The 14,341-nt window shown below is 47.2% G+C and carries 17 protein-coding genes; 8 read left to right on the forward strand and 9 right to left on the reverse strand.

The features are described from left to right. Positions 1-142: 142 nt before the first annotated feature. On the reverse strand, positions 143-3,172 hold the full coding sequence (locus tag ASG81_RS21095; RefSeq protein WP_056638835.1) for an efflux RND transporter permease subunit: 3,030 nt from the start codon (positions 3,170-3,172) through the stop codon (positions 143-145). 249 nt (positions 3,173-3,421) lie between these two features. On the opposite strand from ASG81_RS21095, the gene ASG81_RS21100 reads away from it, so the two are divergent. The 3 genes from ASG81_RS21100 to ASG81_RS21110 are packed head-to-tail and all read left to right on the forward strand — an operon-like array spanning position 3,422 to position 5,920. Further along, the gene (locus tag ASG81_RS21100; protein WP_056638837.1) at positions 3,422-4,183 is read left to right on the forward strand and encodes an ABC transporter ATP-binding protein; all 762 of its coding nucleotides are present in this window, start codon (positions 3,422-3,424) and stop codon (positions 4,181-4,183) included. Continuing rightward, positions 4,180-5,199 (forward strand): ABC transporter permease, encoded by a 1,020-nt coding sequence (locus ASG81_RS21105; RefSeq protein ID WP_056638840.1) that lies wholly within the window; start codon positions 4,180-4,182, stop codon positions 5,197-5,199. Before ASG81_RS21100 ends, ASG81_RS21105 begins: the two co-directional genes overlap by 4 nt. Before the next feature lie 58 nt (positions 5,200-5,257). Then, complete coding sequence (locus ASG81_RS21110; RefSeq protein WP_056638843.1) at positions 5,258-5,920, forward strand: TetR/AcrR family transcriptional regulator; 663 nt, start codon at positions 5,258-5,260, stop codon at positions 5,918-5,920. Between the two features lie 61 nt (positions 5,921-5,981). Here ASG81_RS21110 and ASG81_RS21115 read toward each other — a convergent pair whose 3' ends face one another. After that, positions 5,982-7,175, reverse strand: a complete 1,194-nt coding sequence (locus tag ASG81_RS21115) for an MFS transporter (protein WP_056638846.1) — start codon at positions 7,173-7,175, stop codon at positions 5,982-5,984. Positions 7,176-7,351: 176 nt separating this feature from the next. Here ASG81_RS21115 and ASG81_RS21120 point away from each other — a divergent pair, with 176 nt between their 5' ends. Together ASG81_RS21120 and ASG81_RS21125 are read left to right on the forward strand one after the other, a co-directional pair. Continuing rightward, positions 7,352-8,821: an aminotransferase class I/II-fold pyridoxal phosphate-dependent enzyme gene (locus ASG81_RS21120; RefSeq protein ID WP_056638849.1), complete on the forward strand. Its 1,470-nt coding sequence runs from the start codon at positions 7,352-7,354 to the stop codon at positions 8,819-8,821. A gap of 134 nt (positions 8,822-8,955) precedes the next feature. After that, positions 8,956-9,372 carry a DUF1885 family protein gene (locus ASG81_RS21125; protein WP_056638852.1) on the forward strand — a complete coding sequence of 139 codons (417 nt, stop codon included), beginning with the start codon at positions 8,956-8,958 and terminating at the stop codon, positions 9,370-9,372. Between the two features lie 110 nt (positions 9,373-9,482). Here ASG81_RS21125 and ASG81_RS21130 read toward each other — a convergent pair whose 3' ends face one another. The 3 genes from ASG81_RS21130 to ASG81_RS21140 form a co-directional block, all read right to left on the reverse strand. Further along, on the reverse strand, positions 9,483-9,791 hold the full coding sequence (locus ASG81_RS21130; RefSeq protein WP_028611181.1) for a DUF1292 domain-containing protein: 309 nt from the start codon (positions 9,789-9,791) through the stop codon (positions 9,483-9,485). Between the two features lie 114 nt (positions 9,792-9,905). Further along, the gene (locus ASG81_RS21135) at positions 9,906-10,469 is read right to left on the reverse strand and encodes a stalk domain-containing protein (protein WP_056638857.1); all 564 of its coding nucleotides are present in this window, start codon (positions 10,467-10,469) and stop codon (positions 9,906-9,908) included. Between the two features lie 170 nt (positions 10,470-10,639). Further along, the gene (locus tag ASG81_RS21140) at positions 10,640-10,843 is read right to left on the reverse strand and encodes a hypothetical protein (protein ID WP_056638860.1); all 204 of its coding nucleotides are present in this window, start codon (positions 10,841-10,843) and stop codon (positions 10,640-10,642) included. A gap of 129 nt (positions 10,844-10,972) precedes the next feature. On the opposite strand from ASG81_RS21140, the gene ASG81_RS21145 reads away from it, so the two are divergent. Further along, entirely contained in the window at positions 10,973-11,701 is a 729-nt protein-coding gene (locus ASG81_RS21145; RefSeq protein ID WP_056638863.1) for an MBL fold metallo-hydrolase, read from the forward strand. A gap of 151 nt (positions 11,702-11,852) precedes the next feature. Here ASG81_RS21145 and ASG81_RS21150 read toward each other — a convergent pair whose 3' ends face one another. Both ASG81_RS21150 and ASG81_RS32235 read right to left on the reverse strand, forming a co-directional pair. After that, a complete protein-coding gene (locus ASG81_RS21150) occupies positions 11,853-12,113 on the reverse strand; it encodes a DUF3892 domain-containing protein (RefSeq protein ID WP_056638866.1) in 261 nt (86 codons plus the stop codon). A 143-nt stretch (positions 12,114-12,256) separates the two neighbouring features. Further along, positions 12,257-12,424 (reverse strand): hypothetical protein, encoded by a 168-nt coding sequence (locus ASG81_RS32235; protein WP_200961568.1) that lies wholly within the window; start codon positions 12,422-12,424, stop codon positions 12,257-12,259. Between the two features lie 159 nt (positions 12,425-12,583). Here ASG81_RS32235 and ASG81_RS21155 point away from each other — a divergent pair, with 159 nt between their 5' ends. Both ASG81_RS21155 and ASG81_RS30135 read left to right on the forward strand, forming a co-directional pair. Then, the gene (locus tag ASG81_RS21155) at positions 12,584-12,778 is read left to right on the forward strand and encodes a hypothetical protein (protein ID WP_056638870.1); all 195 of its coding nucleotides are present in this window, start codon (positions 12,584-12,586) and stop codon (positions 12,776-12,778) included. A gap of 174 nt (positions 12,779-12,952) precedes the next feature. Next, entirely contained in the window at positions 12,953-13,123 is a 171-nt protein-coding gene (locus ASG81_RS30135; RefSeq protein ID WP_081417483.1) for an aspartyl-phosphate phosphatase Spo0E family protein, read from the forward strand. Between the two features lie 460 nt (positions 13,124-13,583). On the opposite strand, the gene ASG81_RS21160 is transcribed toward ASG81_RS30135, so the two are convergent. Then, on the reverse strand, positions 13,584-13,868 hold the full coding sequence (locus ASG81_RS21160) for a hypothetical protein (protein ID WP_056638872.1): 285 nt from the start codon (positions 13,866-13,868) through the stop codon (positions 13,584-13,586). Positions 13,869-14,128: 260 nt separating this feature from the next. Further along, positions 14,129-14,341 carry a WGxxGxxG family protein gene (locus tag ASG81_RS21165; RefSeq protein WP_056638875.1) on the reverse strand — a complete coding sequence of 71 codons (213 nt, stop codon included), beginning with the start codon at positions 14,339-14,341 and terminating at the stop codon, positions 14,129-14,131.

Consider the following 14,341-nt stretch of genomic DNA (forward strand, 5'->3'; position numbering starts at 1 on the left):
GATTACAGGCGAAATTAAACGGCCTCAGTCCGATGGAATTTAGGACTAAGGCCGCATAACTGGTTTTTATTATTTGTACTGTCTACTTGACGGGGCGCAGTTCATCAATCATAAAACCCTTGAGGTACAGCCTTTTACTTTTTTAATTTTGCAGCGATGGTGCGGCTTCCGTTATCACGGATGCAGCTTTAGCCCGCCGCTGCTTGCGTGAGGTGCGGAAGAAAAGCAATTCGTACACGCACGGAACGATGATCAGTGTAAGCAGCGTTGCCGCGGTCAAGCCCCCAATGACGACGATAGCCAGACTTTGCGAAACGATGCTTCCTGATTCATGCGAACCGAACACAAGCGGCAGCATCGCGGAAATCGTTGCTACCGCCGTCATCACGATCGGAAGCATCCGCGTCACAGCCGCTTCGATCAATGCTTCGCGAATCGGCATCGTCAGCTCATTTTGCTTCACGCGGTCTATCAATACGATCGCATTTGTAACAACAATTCCGATCAGCATCAGCGCTCCGAACATCGCCGTAAAATCAGGCGTCACTCCGGATATGAGCAAGCCCGTTACTGCTCCAATAGCGGCAAGCGGCAAGGAAATCATAATCACAAGCGGTGCCCGGAGCGTCTTGAACGTCAATACCATAATGAGATATACAATTCCGATGGAAATAAGCGCGGTTAAACCCAAATCCGCGAAATCACTCGATTGATCTGCTGATGCTCCGCCCACCGCAAGGGTTACGCCCTCCGGCAGCCTAAGCTCCTTCGTTGCTTTGGTTATTTTATCGCCAACGACTGACAGCTCTTTAGGCTCAGCGTTAGCTGTTACGCGGATATATGTTTTTCCTTCTTTATGATAGTAAAGGGAAGGCTCCTCGGAGCGGACCAACTCGGCTACCTTCGATATAGGAGCGGCGCCTGTATCCGTCATCACCGTTAACTGCTCCAGCTCCGCCTTCGAACCGGGGTTCACGACCGGCTGCAATATAACCGGCGTATCGCTTTCTTCTATTCGAATCGATCCGATCGGAACCGGATTCAGCATGCTTTGCAGCTGCATCGCTACCTCCTGTCCTTTCGCAAGTGCAGGATCGACTTTAAAGGAGTAAACCGATTTTTTCTCCTCCTGATTGCTTTCTACCTTTTGCACGCCGTCTATCGGCTTAATGGCTGCAATCAGCTGTTCTGCGGTTTGGGCAAGCTTCTCCTGATCGTCGCCGGTCACGTCGATATAAATTTGCGGCGATCCGCCGCCCATCATTAAGTTGGAGGCATTTACCGTCAAAGTTGCACCTTTATAGTTATCCTTCTGCGACCTTACATTGTCCATAAAGAGCTCTGCGTCGGCGCCATCCTTCATGTCGATCATATACGTAACCAGAGTAGGCGATGAAACGGATCCGTATTTGGCAGCATCGGCGCTATTGCCGAGCATCATCATGACCCACTCGATGTCTTTGTTAGCGGTCAAATAGGCTTCGAGCTTCTTCCCTGCTTCCAGTACCTGATCTGCCGGCGTATCGCTCGGATATTGCAGCGATACGTTCACGTTCTCGGCGCTGGAGGAGTCTAGCGCTCCCTTCGGCATGAACATATACGCGCTAATCGAGCCTGCGAACAGAAGTACCGCAATGATAATCGGCACGAGCTTATGCGCAAGGTTCCAGCGGATGAAAGCAGCGAATTTGGGCAATCCGGCATGCTCCTTCTCCTTCGTTCCGCGCAGCAGGACGGCGCTTAGAAGCGGCACGACAGTCAATGCAACGAGTAAGGAAGCAAGCAGCGAGTAAGCGACCGTTAGTGCAAATGGCAGCAGAAATGCTTGCAACGAGCCGCGCAGCAGACCCATCGGTAGAAATACCGCAACCGTTACGAGTGTTGACGAGGTAATCGCGGAAGCTACCTCCTTCGTCGCATCCGTTATAAGCTTGATGGAGAATGTCTCCTTTTGCAGCCTTCTATAGATGTTCTCAATGACGACGATACTATCGTCAACGAGACGGCCAACCGCTACCGCAACGCCTCCAAGCGTAATGATGTTAAGCGATACGCCGGAGAGCTGCAGCAAATAAAGCGTAATGCCAAGCGACAGTGGAATCGAGACGATCGTCACGATCGTTGCTTTAATATTGCGCATGAACAATAAAATAACGATCGTTGCGAACAAGGCGCCAAGCAATACTTCACGCATCATACTGTTAACGGAAGAGACGACTGAATCGGATGTGCTCAAAATAATGGATGCATCGATACCCTCTACGTCTTCGTTTAAACGTTCAACCGTTTTCTGGATACCCTTTCCGACTGAAACGGCATTCGCATCGGCAGATTTAGAGATCGTGAACATAATCGCATCTTTGCCGTTCATGCGGCTAATGCTCTCTTGATTCTTCGAGAGCTCAACGGTTGCCACATCTCCCAGCTTCACGCCCGCAGCGACTGGAAGCTTGCGCAGCGTTTCTAGATCCGTCACTTGATCATATACATTAATATTGCCGGCAGCCCCGTCTAAGGTTCGTTCCCCTAGCGAAACAGATGCCCCTCTGCCCTGCAGCACACCCATTAGCGCTTGCACCGGAATGCCTGCTTCAGCCAGCTTATCCTTAAGCGGAACGACGCTAACCGTTGGCGATGACTTGCCGCTAATGCTGACCTGGCCCGCACCCTCCGACTTCTGAAGCTCAGTCGTAAACGCCTTAAGCTTCGCTTCCTTTTCCTGCTCGCTCATGCGCTCATCAAATGTTAAAGTCACCCAAGCGATAGGAATCATCGATGTATTAAATTGTACGACGAACGGCTTCATCACATTTGCAGGCAGTTTCACCTGATCTACCGCCCGCTCAATTTCCGCCTTCGCTTCTTTCATATTGGTTTTCGAATCAAAATTCAAATTGACCTGTGCATAACCGTCGCCGGAAGTCGAGAACATATCCGTCTTCCCTTTCACGAACGTTACAGCCTCTTCCAAAGGGTTCGTGACCAGCTGCTCCATGGATTTCGCGTCATTACCCGGACCGATAGCGGTAATCATGACCTGTGGATTGTCGGCTGCCGGCAGAAACTCCATCGGCAGTCTAAAGTAGCTGATAACGCCCATCGCCAATGCCATAACGACGATCAGTATCATGGCCGCCTTATTTCGGAACGACCACTCTGTCAATTTACTCATTTGTTTCCGACTCCTTCTCCCTTTACGGATTTCTATTGTTTTGTCTTTTCTAATCATAATTGGATAGAAGCATTAGCAAAAACGTCCAGAGTAGGGAATTGATTCTCGCCCTTAGTCGGAAATCGTCTACATCTGCAGACCGAGGAACGAATCCGAAATAATGAGTAAGTACTCGCTTCACAAGCCGCTCAAATTCCCGTATTATATAGTGAGTACTTACTCATTATGAGATCGAGGAGTGTGATTAAGATGATTTCCAGCCCAAATGAGCCGTCAGGATCTGCCGCCGCGGTAGAGGTGAAAGGAATTGCCCGTACGTTTGGCGGTCGTGCCGTGCTTGAAGATATAACGCTTTCCATTCCGCGAGGTGAGCTTTTTGGATTGCTGGGACCCTCCGGTTCAGGCAAAACGACGCTGATCAAGCTGATGACCGGTATTGACCGTGCCGACGCAGGCACGGTCAGCATGCTTGGAGAACCGATACCGCAGCTGAAAATGCTGAAAGCCTTCGGTTACATGGCGCAATCGGATGCGCTCTATAATGAATTGACGGGCAAACAAAATTTAGCGTTTTTTGGCGCAATGTTCGGTCTAAAAGGTGCACTGCTCCAAGCTCGGATTCAGGCTGTTTCCAAGCTGGTCGCATTAACCGATCATTTGAATAAGCCGGCTGCTGCCTATTCGGGTGGCATGAAGCGCCGGCTCTCGCTTGCGATAGCCCTGCTGCATGAGCCGCAGCTGCTCGTGCTGGATGAACCGACTGTAGGCATAGACCCCGTCCTGCGTCAATCGATTTGGAATGAGCTATCCGCGCTGAGCAAGCAGGGCGTGACCATAATCGTAACGACGCATGTGATGGATGAGGCGGAAAAATGCGACCGGCTTGGCCTGATAAGAGGCGGGAAGCTCATTGCGCTCGATTCGCCTAAAGCCATTATCGAGCAGGCTGGCTGCAGTACCATCGAAGAAGCGTTCATTGCGCTTGGACGCGATGGAGGCGATGAATCATGAGAATACGCGCGCTTGCCATTCGGATTGTGAAACAATTTCTCCGGGATAAACGGACGCTGGCTTTATTATTTCTTGCTCCGCTCCTCGTCTTAAGCTTGATGAAGCTCGTATTTGACGGGCAAGCCGTCTCGCCCGCTATAGGCATGGTCGGTCTTCCTGCTGCCGTAACGGAGAAATTCGAGCAGTTAAATGCCGATATAACCATCTACAATTCAGCGGACGATGCTCAAGCAGCGATACAAGCGGGCGAGCTCGACGCCATCCTGCAATTAAAAGGCGGCACGCCTGAGCTTATGCTTGAGGGCAGTGACCCTTCCATTAACAGAGCCGTACTGCTGCTATTGCAAAATGCACTGCAAACAAGCGGAGGAAGCGCTGCTCCCGCCATTTCTTATTTGCATGGCGGGCCGGACATGGCTGCCTTCGATTCTTTTGGACCGGTGCTCATCGGATTCTTCTCGTTCTTCTTCGTCTTCCTGCTTGCAGGTGTGTCCTTCCTGCGGGAGAGAACAAGCGGAACCTTAGAGCGATTGCTTGCGACGCCGATTCGGCGCAGTGAAATCGTGGCCGGTTATTTAGCCGGATTCGGCATTTTCACCCTGCTGCAAGCCTCTTTGATCGCCTGGTATTCGGTAGACGTGCTCGGCTTGTACATGGCTGGAAACATCGGTTATATGCTGATCATTAATCTGCTGTTATCGTTAACGGCATTAACGCTCGGAACACTTCTGTCGTCCTTTGCAAGCAGCGAATTCCAAATCATTCAATTCATTCCGATCGTCATCGTGCCGCAAGCCTTTTTCTCGGGACTGTTTAATTTGGATGCCATGAATCCTTGGCTGCAAAAGCTAAGCCTCGTTATGCCTCTCTATTATGGCGCCGATGCTATGAAAGGCATTATGATCCGGGGCGAGAGCTGGGGAGATTTTCAAGTGGATGTTTACGTGTTAGCCGGCTTCTCCTTGTTATTCGCACTCTTGAATGTGCTGGCGCTGAAGAAGCACCGCCGCATGTAGAAGCGAAATGCTTCTGATATAATGGAAGGCATGGGTATGAGCGAAGGAGTGTCTTTAGATGCAAGAACCAGTAGAACAATGGCTGCAGGAGCTGTTGAAGCTAGATAATGAAGAAATAAAGATGACCGAGAAGCAATTAAAAATCGTGCAGGCTGCCTCTGAGGTTTTCGCCCAGAAAGGCTTTGCCGCATCTTCGACGAGTGAAATCGCCCAGCGGGCAGGCGTAGCCGAAGGCACCATTTTCCGCCACTACAAAACGAAAAAGGATTTGCTGCTCTCGATCGTTGCGCCCGTTATGGCAAAGCTTGTGGCTCCTTTCGTGCTCCGCGACTTCTACAAGGTGCTCGATAGCAGCTTTGACAGCTTCGATCAGATGCTGCGGGCCATTATTGAGAATCGGATCGCATTCCTGGAGCGGCATATGCAGGTATTCAAAATATTCATCCAGGAGATCCCTTTCCACCCCGACCTTCAGGAGCAATTCCAGAAGCTGATCCTGGCGAAGGTGCTCGAAAAATTCAGCATCAACATTCAAAAGTTTCAGCAGCAGGGCGCTATCGTCGATTGGTCGCCTCATACCGTCATACGATTGGCTGCATCTTCACTCATGGGCTATGTGCTTTTTCGTACCTTCTCGGCTAATCGTACAGATAGCACATGGAATGATGAGAAGGAACGGGAGGCGACCATCACCTTTATTTTGAAAGGTCTTGCTCCTTAAGCTCCCTAACAAAAACAAGCCGGTTGTCCATCTAACGATGAGCAGCCGGCTTGTTTTCTGTTTATTTGGCAGTATCCATTGCGGCCTCTTGGAAGCTCAACTTGTCCAATTGATGGAAGCGGAGCAGCAGGAGCAGCGCCGCTAAGCATAAAATACCGCCAAGCAAGTACGGAAGACCCATTTCAATGGTAAAGAAGAAAGAGCCAAGCAGCGGACCCGCTATGCGCCCTAAGCTGTCCATAGACGAGCTAAGACCTGATGCCACGCCTTGTCCGACCTTCGTCTTCTGCGATATGAGCGAAGTAACGCATGGCCTGATCAAGGAGTTGCCGATTCCGAACACGGCAAGCGACAAGGTTGCCCACCATAGGGAATGCGCGGCCAATAGGAGAAAAAAGCCAAGCGCTGAAATAACGAGCCCGATGCCAATATATTTCGGCTCCTCTCCTTTCTTGATCCGCCGGCGTACGACTCCGCCTTGTACAAGCGCCCCGACAAACCCGCATACAAAAAATAAAACGCCGACCTGCAGTGGAGTCACATCAAACCGCCGCATACCGAAAAATTGCAAGGTGGCTTCCATTCCCGCAAGCGTGAACGTTACGAAAAACGCCAGCACGTACAAATATTTAAGCGGACCTGTAAAAGCAGCCCACCGCGATACCCGCTTCTCCGCCCTGTTCTTCCGCTGCTCCGGCGCAAGCGATTCCTTCAGCTTCGCAGCAGCGAGTACGAACGTTATAAGCGCCAAGGCTGATGCCGCGAAAACAGGCGTTTCCAGCGAAATCACGCTCAGCAGTCCGCCGAAGCCAGGCCCGATCGTAAAACCAAGGCCGATTGACATTCCGATGAGCCCCATCCCTTTCGTTCTCTCCTCCGGAGGCGTTATGTCTGCTACATACGCCACGATAACGGAAGCGACCGCACCCGAGAACAAACCGCCTAGCACCCGTGACAGATACATGAGCGTCAAATTGCCTGAGGACAGGCCGAACAGCAAAAAACTCGCCGCAAATCCAAGAACGCCAACTAAAATAATCGGACGTCTGCCAATGCGATCGGATAAGCTTCCCCAGAACGGCGATAGGAAAAACGAAACGGCGGAATAAATAGCCAGCATCCGGCCTGTATGTAATTCCGCTTTATTCGGATCTGCGGCTTGAATAATTTCCGGCATAACCGGAATGATAATGCCGAACCCAATAAATGTTATCATTAAAATAGCCATAACGATAAGCATGCGTCTATCTTTCATTCTGCAACCCCTCCACCAACCTATGTTACCATATCCGTCAAACCAGCATATATGAACAATTGACGAACAAATTGACCATCCGTGATCCTATTCCAAAAATGGAGCTTGCATTCCCCCCTGTATTTGCTATACTCAACTTTGTTTGTAACCTCTAATGAAAGGCAGGGATGATAGCGATGGATCACAATAAAACCCCGCTCTTCACCGCTCTTCGCCGACATGCGGAGCAGGATCCCGTACAGTTTCATATTCCCGGACATAAAAAAGGATTGGGCAGCGACTCGGAATTTCGTGAATTTATCGGCGACAACGCGTTGTCGATCGATCTAATCAATATAGCACCGCTTGATGACCTGCATCAGCCGACAGGCGTTATTGAGGAAGCGCAAAAGCTAGCGGCTGACGCCTTCGGATCGGACTACACTTATTTCTCCGTGCAAGGAACAAGCGGCGCGATTATGACGATGATTTTAACGGTATGCGCGCCCGGGGACAAAATCATTGTGCCTCGTAACGTTCACAAATCCATTATGGCTGCTATTATTTTCGCAGGTGCCAGACCGGTGTTCATTTCGCCTGCAAGGGACAATAATCTCGGAATCGACCACGGCATCACGACACGCTCCGTCCGCAAGGCGCTTGAGCGGCATCCGGATGCTAAAGCAGTGCTTGTTATCAATCCGACTTACTTTGGCATTTGCGCCAACCTCAAAGAGATTGTCGATCTTGTACATAGCTTCGACATCCCTGTGCTCGTGGACGAAGCGCACGGCGTACTCATCCATTTCCATGAGAAGCTGCCTATGTCCGCTATGCAAGCTGGCGCAGATATGGCAGCTACGAGCGTGCATAAGCTTGGCGGCTCCATGACGCAAAGCTCGGTGCTTAATGTTCGCAAGGGCAGAGTTAATCCGTACCGCATCCAAACGGTTATTAGTATGCTGACCACAACGTCGACTTCTTACATTTTGCTGGGCTCGCTTGATACGTCGAGACGAAATCTCGCATTGAACGGACATGCTCTCGCTGAACACGCAATTGAGCTGGCCCAGTACGCCCGTCAGCAAATCAATGAAATACCGGGCCTGTACTGCTTCGGAGAAGAAATTCTCGGCGATGAGGCTACCTATGATTACGATCCGACCAAAATATCTATTCATGTAAGGCATCTTGGCATTACCGGCTATGAAACGGAAAATTGGCTGCGCGATAACTATAATGTGGAAATCGAAATGAGCGACATGTATAACATTCTTTGCTTAGTTACGCCTGGTGATACCTCTGATTCCGTGTCAAAATTGATAATTTCGCTACGGGGCTTGTCAGAGCGGTTTCATGAGGGTGCTGAAGCACGTGAATTAGTCGTCAAAATTCCGGACATTCCTCAGCTCTCCCTTTCGCCGCGCGATGCTTTCTACGGTCAGACGGAAGTCGTCCCGTTTAAGGAGTCTGCGGGACGAATCATTGCGGAATTCATTTATGTATATCCGCCGGGCATCCCGATACTGCTGCCTGGCGAAGTTATCACCCAAAAAAATATCGATTATATCGTCGATCATGTCCAAGTCGGATTGCCGGTTAAAGGACCTGAGGATCGCAGCATCGAATTTGTCAAAGTTATCGTTGAAGAAACGGCAATTTCATAATTTAAGCACAAAAACCGACCTAAAGGCATCCAAAAGTGCCGTAAGGGTTGGTTTTTTAATGCTTCTTTATCCGTAGTACCACTTATTGTCAACCCATTTCGTGCATGCTATGATGTTGGCAGAGGTGAGATGCGATGAGTCAAAGCGCTTACATAAAATTCGTGCAAGGATCATCCGTAGAGAAGCTTACATTAGAGGAAATACGGAGCCAGCTCTTGCATTATCGGGAGCAAACCGCTCTAACCGGCACTCAATTGGATTGGGATTACGCCGAAGCCGCTTTCCCTTACACGATCGAATCAAAGCAAGATGACCGCTGGTTTTATTTGAAGGGCATTAATCCGCACTATAAGCACATCATTTTCGGACCGGGCGAAACAACCAGTATGGCTGGTCAAGTAGTATCTTGCGTCCAGGTCGTTCTCCCGGATGAAGCGACTCATGGCGACAAGGCCAAAGCAAACGAGCTATGCAAATATATGGCCAAGCAGCTGCAAGCGGAGCTCACCATGTTTAATGGCAGAACGATTTACTATTATCCCCGGAAATAAACGTAAACGGTTCAATTTTAAGTTTTGTTATACGGTGACAACAAAAAGATCCAAGAGCGTTGCTCTTGGATCTTTTTGTTCCCTCTCGTTCGAACGAAGTCAGCCTGGAATTACTTCCCTTCGCTTTCCGTACGGGCAATTTCCTCGTAAATCGCAGTAACGCGATCCCACTCGGCATCGTCTTCAATGCCAACCAGGAAAGACTCATCGTTTTCTTCTTCAATTCGGAAAATGACGCCATCCGCTTCAGGATCGTTACGATCCAGCAATACGGCATACACATTGTTTTCGGATTCAAACGTATAAACCATGACCATTTCACGTTCCTGGCCCTCGTCGTCAGTCACGATAAAGACATGCTCTTCATGCTCGTGATCATGACCACAGCCGCAATCATCTCCATGCTGATGCTCGCTCATAATATTACCTCATTTCATTAATGTTTACAGACATTCGTATAGTAACATGACACTCTACCGGTGGTCAAACGAAGACGCCCCTTAATTAAAGGGGCGCCATCGCAAATGATTCGATCATAAAGAGGAAATTAGCTTTTCTGAAACAGCAGTCCAATCATCCGCGCCATTCAGCTTAAAAAAGAAGCGAATCGGATATTTTCCGCTATATTCGAATTTATATTCGATATCATCGGTTGCATACCAGAAATTATCCTTCGACGTATTCACATTTTCCGATTGAATCACTTTCTCATTACCATACGGGTCGAAGATCGAAACCTTTACAGCTACAATGTCCGTCTTTAAATTATCGATTTGAGCAAACACTTTAAATTTCGCTTGGTAGCCCTTTGCGACGTTTCCGAATACCGCGTTGTTTTGGAAAAGAAACATATGCACATTTGGCTTATACACGGACGCTCGTTTGTTCTGATTGTCCCATTCGATGATGGCTTGCATAGATGTGGCTAATTGACGAAGCGGTAAATAAGTTTTGCCGTCTTCAATTAAACCCCCGTCATCCTGCTCAAGACCGTTAATGAAGACGTGAACCCTCTGTGTTACAGAGTCTGCGAACAGCATCGTTCCACCCCAAAGAGACAGTAACAGCAGCAGAATAACAACTTTTCTGTATTTCATAGTTGTAAGCCCTCCATCCGATAGCCTGGATGAAAGGTTATACTCGTAAATTCATGCAAAGTTGCGCTATTTTCGAAACTTTTTTTTGTTATATACGCCATTCGACCAGAGCTGTCAAATGATGTTGAACCATGCGCTTGCCTGGGAAATACGGAAATGAAATCATATGATTACCCATAGGTTCTAGTTAATACGCAAGGGACACCCTTTCCTACCGCACCAGGCTGTTTCATCCTTGCTAAATACCGCAAGCCTCTTGCGCAAGGGGTCTTGCACACTGCACATGTATCCGAAAGCACAAGCTTGTAATAATACTGCTTTCGATCGCTTGCCGACTTCTTCTTCTTAACTACTTTACCTTTTCCTTTGCTCATCCCTCGTTCGCCTCCAGTAAACATACTGCTTTAGCATTGTATGTACGGAAGGGCGAATGTGCATCAGGAATTGTCAGGGATACGCAATATTTGGTACATTAAAGATGGAACGCTTAAGGAGGCAGTATCATGAACATACGAATGATTGGAACAGGCAGCGCTTTTGCGAAAAAATACGATAACAACAATGCATTAATTGATACAAACGGCTTTCGATTGCTTGTAGATTGCGGGATTACACTGCCTAAGGCGCTCCATCAGCAGGGTATTACGTTTCCTGAGCTTGATGCCGTGCTGATCAGTCACATTCACGGGGATCATGTTGGCGGTTTGGAAGAATACGCTTTTCAAATGATGTTCAAATATAATCGCAAGCCTGTCCTTTATATCGCGGAAATATTAATTGAACCATTATGGGAGCATACACTCCGCGGCGGATTAACACAGGAGCCTTTAGTCAAACTTGAGGACTTTTTCGAGGTCCGTCCTCTCAAGCCGAATGTACAATTCGAGCTGCATCCCGGCTTAACAGTTAAGCTGTTGCAAACAAAGCATATTGCGAATAAGCCAAGCTATTCCTTTTTATTTAATCAACGCTTCTTCTACTCTGCCGATATGCGATTCGATCCCGACCTGCTCCAGCAATTAGTAGACGAAGGCGTTACCACTATTTATCATGATTGCCAGCTTGAAGCGCCAGGCGTCGTTCACGCGAGTCTGGAAGAGCTTCTAAAGCTTCCTGAAGCGATTCAAAGGAAAATATGGCTTATGCACTATGGAGACGCTATAGAGCAGTATGAAGGCCAAACCGGCTATATGCGAATTGTTGAGCAGCATAAGCAGTATGAGATTATGTAAACATAACAAAGGCGCCTGCCATTTAGAAATGCGGCGCCTGTCTATAAACGAAAAGATTATCGTTTTAATCTAAATATACGGGTCTATCTTTTCCGCCAAAGGGCGGCATTAGCCGTTTACGCTGATTTGTCCGATTTTTTTAGCCCATTAACTATTTGTTTTCGAACGCAGGTAACTGATCCAAATTGTTAGACGGATCGCCGTCGGCGTCACCGCGGATATAAAATTCGCCATCCTTGCCCTTGAAAGTATTAACGCCTGCAATATGACCAGCCTGCACTTCTTGAAGCGCTGTCGCATAATCAAGCACGCGGCCGCTTGTCGTTTTGAATGCCGTAAGATCACCGTCTCCGTCCTTCTGCACGGCAACAATAGACTCTCTCGTATCTTGTCCGCCAATATTATCGCTCATTTTTCGTTAACTCCTCTCATAGCAGATCATGTACAGCCAACCATTATGATGCCCCTTAAGTAACTTAATTATTAATGAATCCCAATCCAAAAGAAAAATCCGACAAATTCGCATCGTCTGCGATTTCCGGATTCCCTTTTCATTCATTTTCTTTTGACCGCCTCTGGCGGAAGCCTTCTGCGCCATACAAATTGCTCATCATGCGATTGAGAATCCTGATTAACGAATCTTGTCACAGCATTAATGACAATACCAATAATCCCAAACAACCCCACTAGCCATAATGCCAAAAAGGCATATTGTGCTGCCAACAGAAACCGCCTCCTGAGCGCTTTCTATAAAGATATGCGGGAATGTTTACGTTTAGTATACGTTTTCAACATGCATATCCAGCGGTGAACGGCTCATACTAAATGCGGTCATGGGATAGCTATTCTATGGTCAAACCTTACATGATCGGAGGGACAGCAATGCTGGAAAATTTAGAGAGCGAATATAATTGTTCGAATGCGTCTAATGACTTACCGAACTTACTGCAGGAATTAAATCGGCTGGAACTAGGCGCACAGGGTGAGCAATCCGAGGAACAACAGCAGCACATTAACCGAGTTCGCAACCAAATCCACTTCATTCGTAACAAATGTGATATTCCGCATGAATCTTAAACAGATATGAAATAATACCTTCTACTTGCCGATAACTAAAAGTAGGAGGTGCATTATGGAAATTGCAGCGGCATCCATCTCGATGAGCCAAAACCTCGATATTCGCATTTAAACTGTACCCCCAAAGGCTTATAATCCTTAGGGGGTTATTCATCAACTTATTTTGGAGGGATTATGATGGACAGCTGTTTTTACCAGCAGAAAATTGAAGAAGTGAGAGCTGAAATGGTTCGTTTATTTGAAGCATGTAACAGCTTCACCGATCATGCTGTCATTAAAATCAGTCAAGAGCTTGATCATCTCCTCAACGAGTATTCAGGCTGCTTAGCAAACAATCAACGTTAATTCTCCGATTTAAAAACAACTCTTTCCTCCTAATGCGTTCCATACGAACATCTCTATTTAAAGAAAAGACACCCCTTCGGGTGTCAATTAAAACCAATTTAATTATTTCATCATATCGACTATTAAACATACCCATCCAATCAATGAGAACCATAATGGAATACTTAATGTGATACCCCAGAGAAACCCGATATTAAAACTTCCGTCCTTATTCATTGGCGTCTCAACTCCCGAATAAGATGTCGTCATTTTTTTCTGGGTGCTTAGTTATAGTATATGAAAGCGTTTTAAAAAACACAAGTTAATTGTGTACACAATTCTGATCAGTGAATTACGTTATGCTGCTGTAGCCCTGCAAATGCCTTAGTATGGCTTTAACCGCACGCGGAAAAGGCCACGGTATTGGACCGTTGCCATACCGTGGAATCTCTTTATCATTTTTATGCTAATGATCGGCCTTTTAATGAGGTTTGTTTTGAGGATTGTTTTGATAAGTCATTGCAGTGGCTTGTGCCTGTTGAAGTTTTTGTTGTGCCTGTTGAACGTCATAATGTTCCTTCTTAACTTGTTGTTGTGATTGTAGAACTTGTTGAATATTTGTTTGCAGCTGTTGTTCTGCTTGTAGTAATTCTTGATTTTCTACTTGTAACTGTTGATGTGCATTTAGAACATCTTGCTGTGCTTGTTGTAATTGTTGATTTTCCTGAAGATCAGCAGCTATCTGTTGTAGATTTCGATTTACCATAACGCAAGCCTCCAATAATTATTATTCTAGTCCTTAATTGAGCAATAATTATCGTGCTCTTAATAACATTTTTCTATGCTATAACTTAATTCGTGTTACCGCCTATATGTTCCCTACACGCTTGTACTCTCCTTTTATTCTCCCTGCCCGGCGACGCATCTCGGTTCTTTTGCAATTCTGCGAAGTATTGGCGTGTTTAAAGACTAAACACCCTGTTAATCATCAGGTATTTAGTCTTTATACTTTTTGACTACTTTCGCTTACGCACGGTCACGGTCACGTTCGCGGCCTCTCATTCCAACTAATCCAGCCAGACCAATAAGACCAAGCCATCCCCAGCCAAAATCATTATCGTCTACTGCTGCATTAGCTCTGTAGTTAGTCCTCGTGTTGTTATTATCTGCAGAAGCAGGAACAACGGAGAAGATCATCAAGCATGAAATAAGACTAAACAAAATCAATATTTTTTTCAT

It is taken from the genome of Paenibacillus sp. Soil522 (assembly GCF_001428245.1).
Taxonomy (GTDB): domain Bacteria; phylum Bacillota; class Bacilli; order Paenibacillales; family Paenibacillaceae; genus Pristimantibacillus.

Coding starts and splice junctions, on each gene's coding strand:
- ASG81_RS21120 (WP_056638849.1), top strand. CDS start 7,352: ATGGATCACAATAAAACCCCGCTCTTCACCGCTCTTCGCCGACATGCG.
- ASG81_RS21100 (WP_056638837.1), top strand. CDS start 3,422: ATGATTTCCAGCCCAAATGAGCCGTCAGGATCTGCCGCCGCGGTAGAG.
- ASG81_RS21095 (WP_056638835.1), bottom strand. CDS start 3,172: ATGAGTAAATTGACAGAGTGGTCGTTCCGAAATAAGGCGGCCATGATA.
- ASG81_RS21115 (WP_056638846.1), bottom strand. CDS start 7,175: ATGAAAGATAGACGCATGCTTATCGTTATGGCTATTTTAATGATAACA.
- ASG81_RS21145 (WP_056638863.1), top strand. CDS start 10,973: ATGAACATACGAATGATTGGAACAGGCAGCGCTTTTGCGAAAAAATAC.
- ASG81_RS21130 (WP_028611181.1), bottom strand. CDS start 9,791: ATGAGCGAGCATCAGCATGGAGATGATTGCGGCTGTGGTCATGATCAC.
- ASG81_RS21160 (WP_056638872.1), bottom strand. CDS start 13,868: ATGGTAAATCGAAATCTACAACAGATAGCTGCTGATCTTCAGGAAAAT.
- ASG81_RS30135 (WP_081417483.1), top strand. CDS start 12,953: ATGATGGACAGCTGTTTTTACCAGCAGAAAATTGAAGAAGTGAGAGCT.
- ASG81_RS21165 (WP_056638875.1), bottom strand. CDS start 14,341: ATGAAAAAAATATTGATTTTGTTTAGTCTTATTTCATGCTTGATGATC.
- ASG81_RS21140 (WP_056638860.1), bottom strand. CDS start 10,843: ATGAGCAAAGGAAAAGGTAAAGTAGTTAAGAAGAAGAAGTCGGCAAGC.
- ASG81_RS21135 (WP_056638857.1), bottom strand. CDS start 10,469: ATGAAATACAGAAAAGTTGTTATTCTGCTGCTGTTACTGTCTCTTTGG.
- ASG81_RS21110 (WP_056638843.1), top strand. CDS start 5,258: ATGCAAGAACCAGTAGAACAATGGCTGCAGGAGCTGTTGAAGCTAGAT.
- ASG81_RS21125 (WP_056638852.1), top strand. CDS start 8,956: ATGAGTCAAAGCGCTTACATAAAATTCGTGCAAGGATCATCCGTAGAG.
- ASG81_RS21150 (WP_056638866.1), bottom strand. CDS start 12,113: ATGAGCGATAATATTGGCGGACAAGATACGAGAGAGTCTATTGTTGCC.
- ASG81_RS21155 (WP_056638870.1), top strand. CDS start 12,584: ATGCTGGAAAATTTAGAGAGCGAATATAATTGTTCGAATGCGTCTAAT.
- ASG81_RS21105 (WP_056638840.1), top strand. CDS start 4,180: ATGAGAATACGCGCGCTTGCCATTCGGATTGTGAAACAATTTCTCCGG.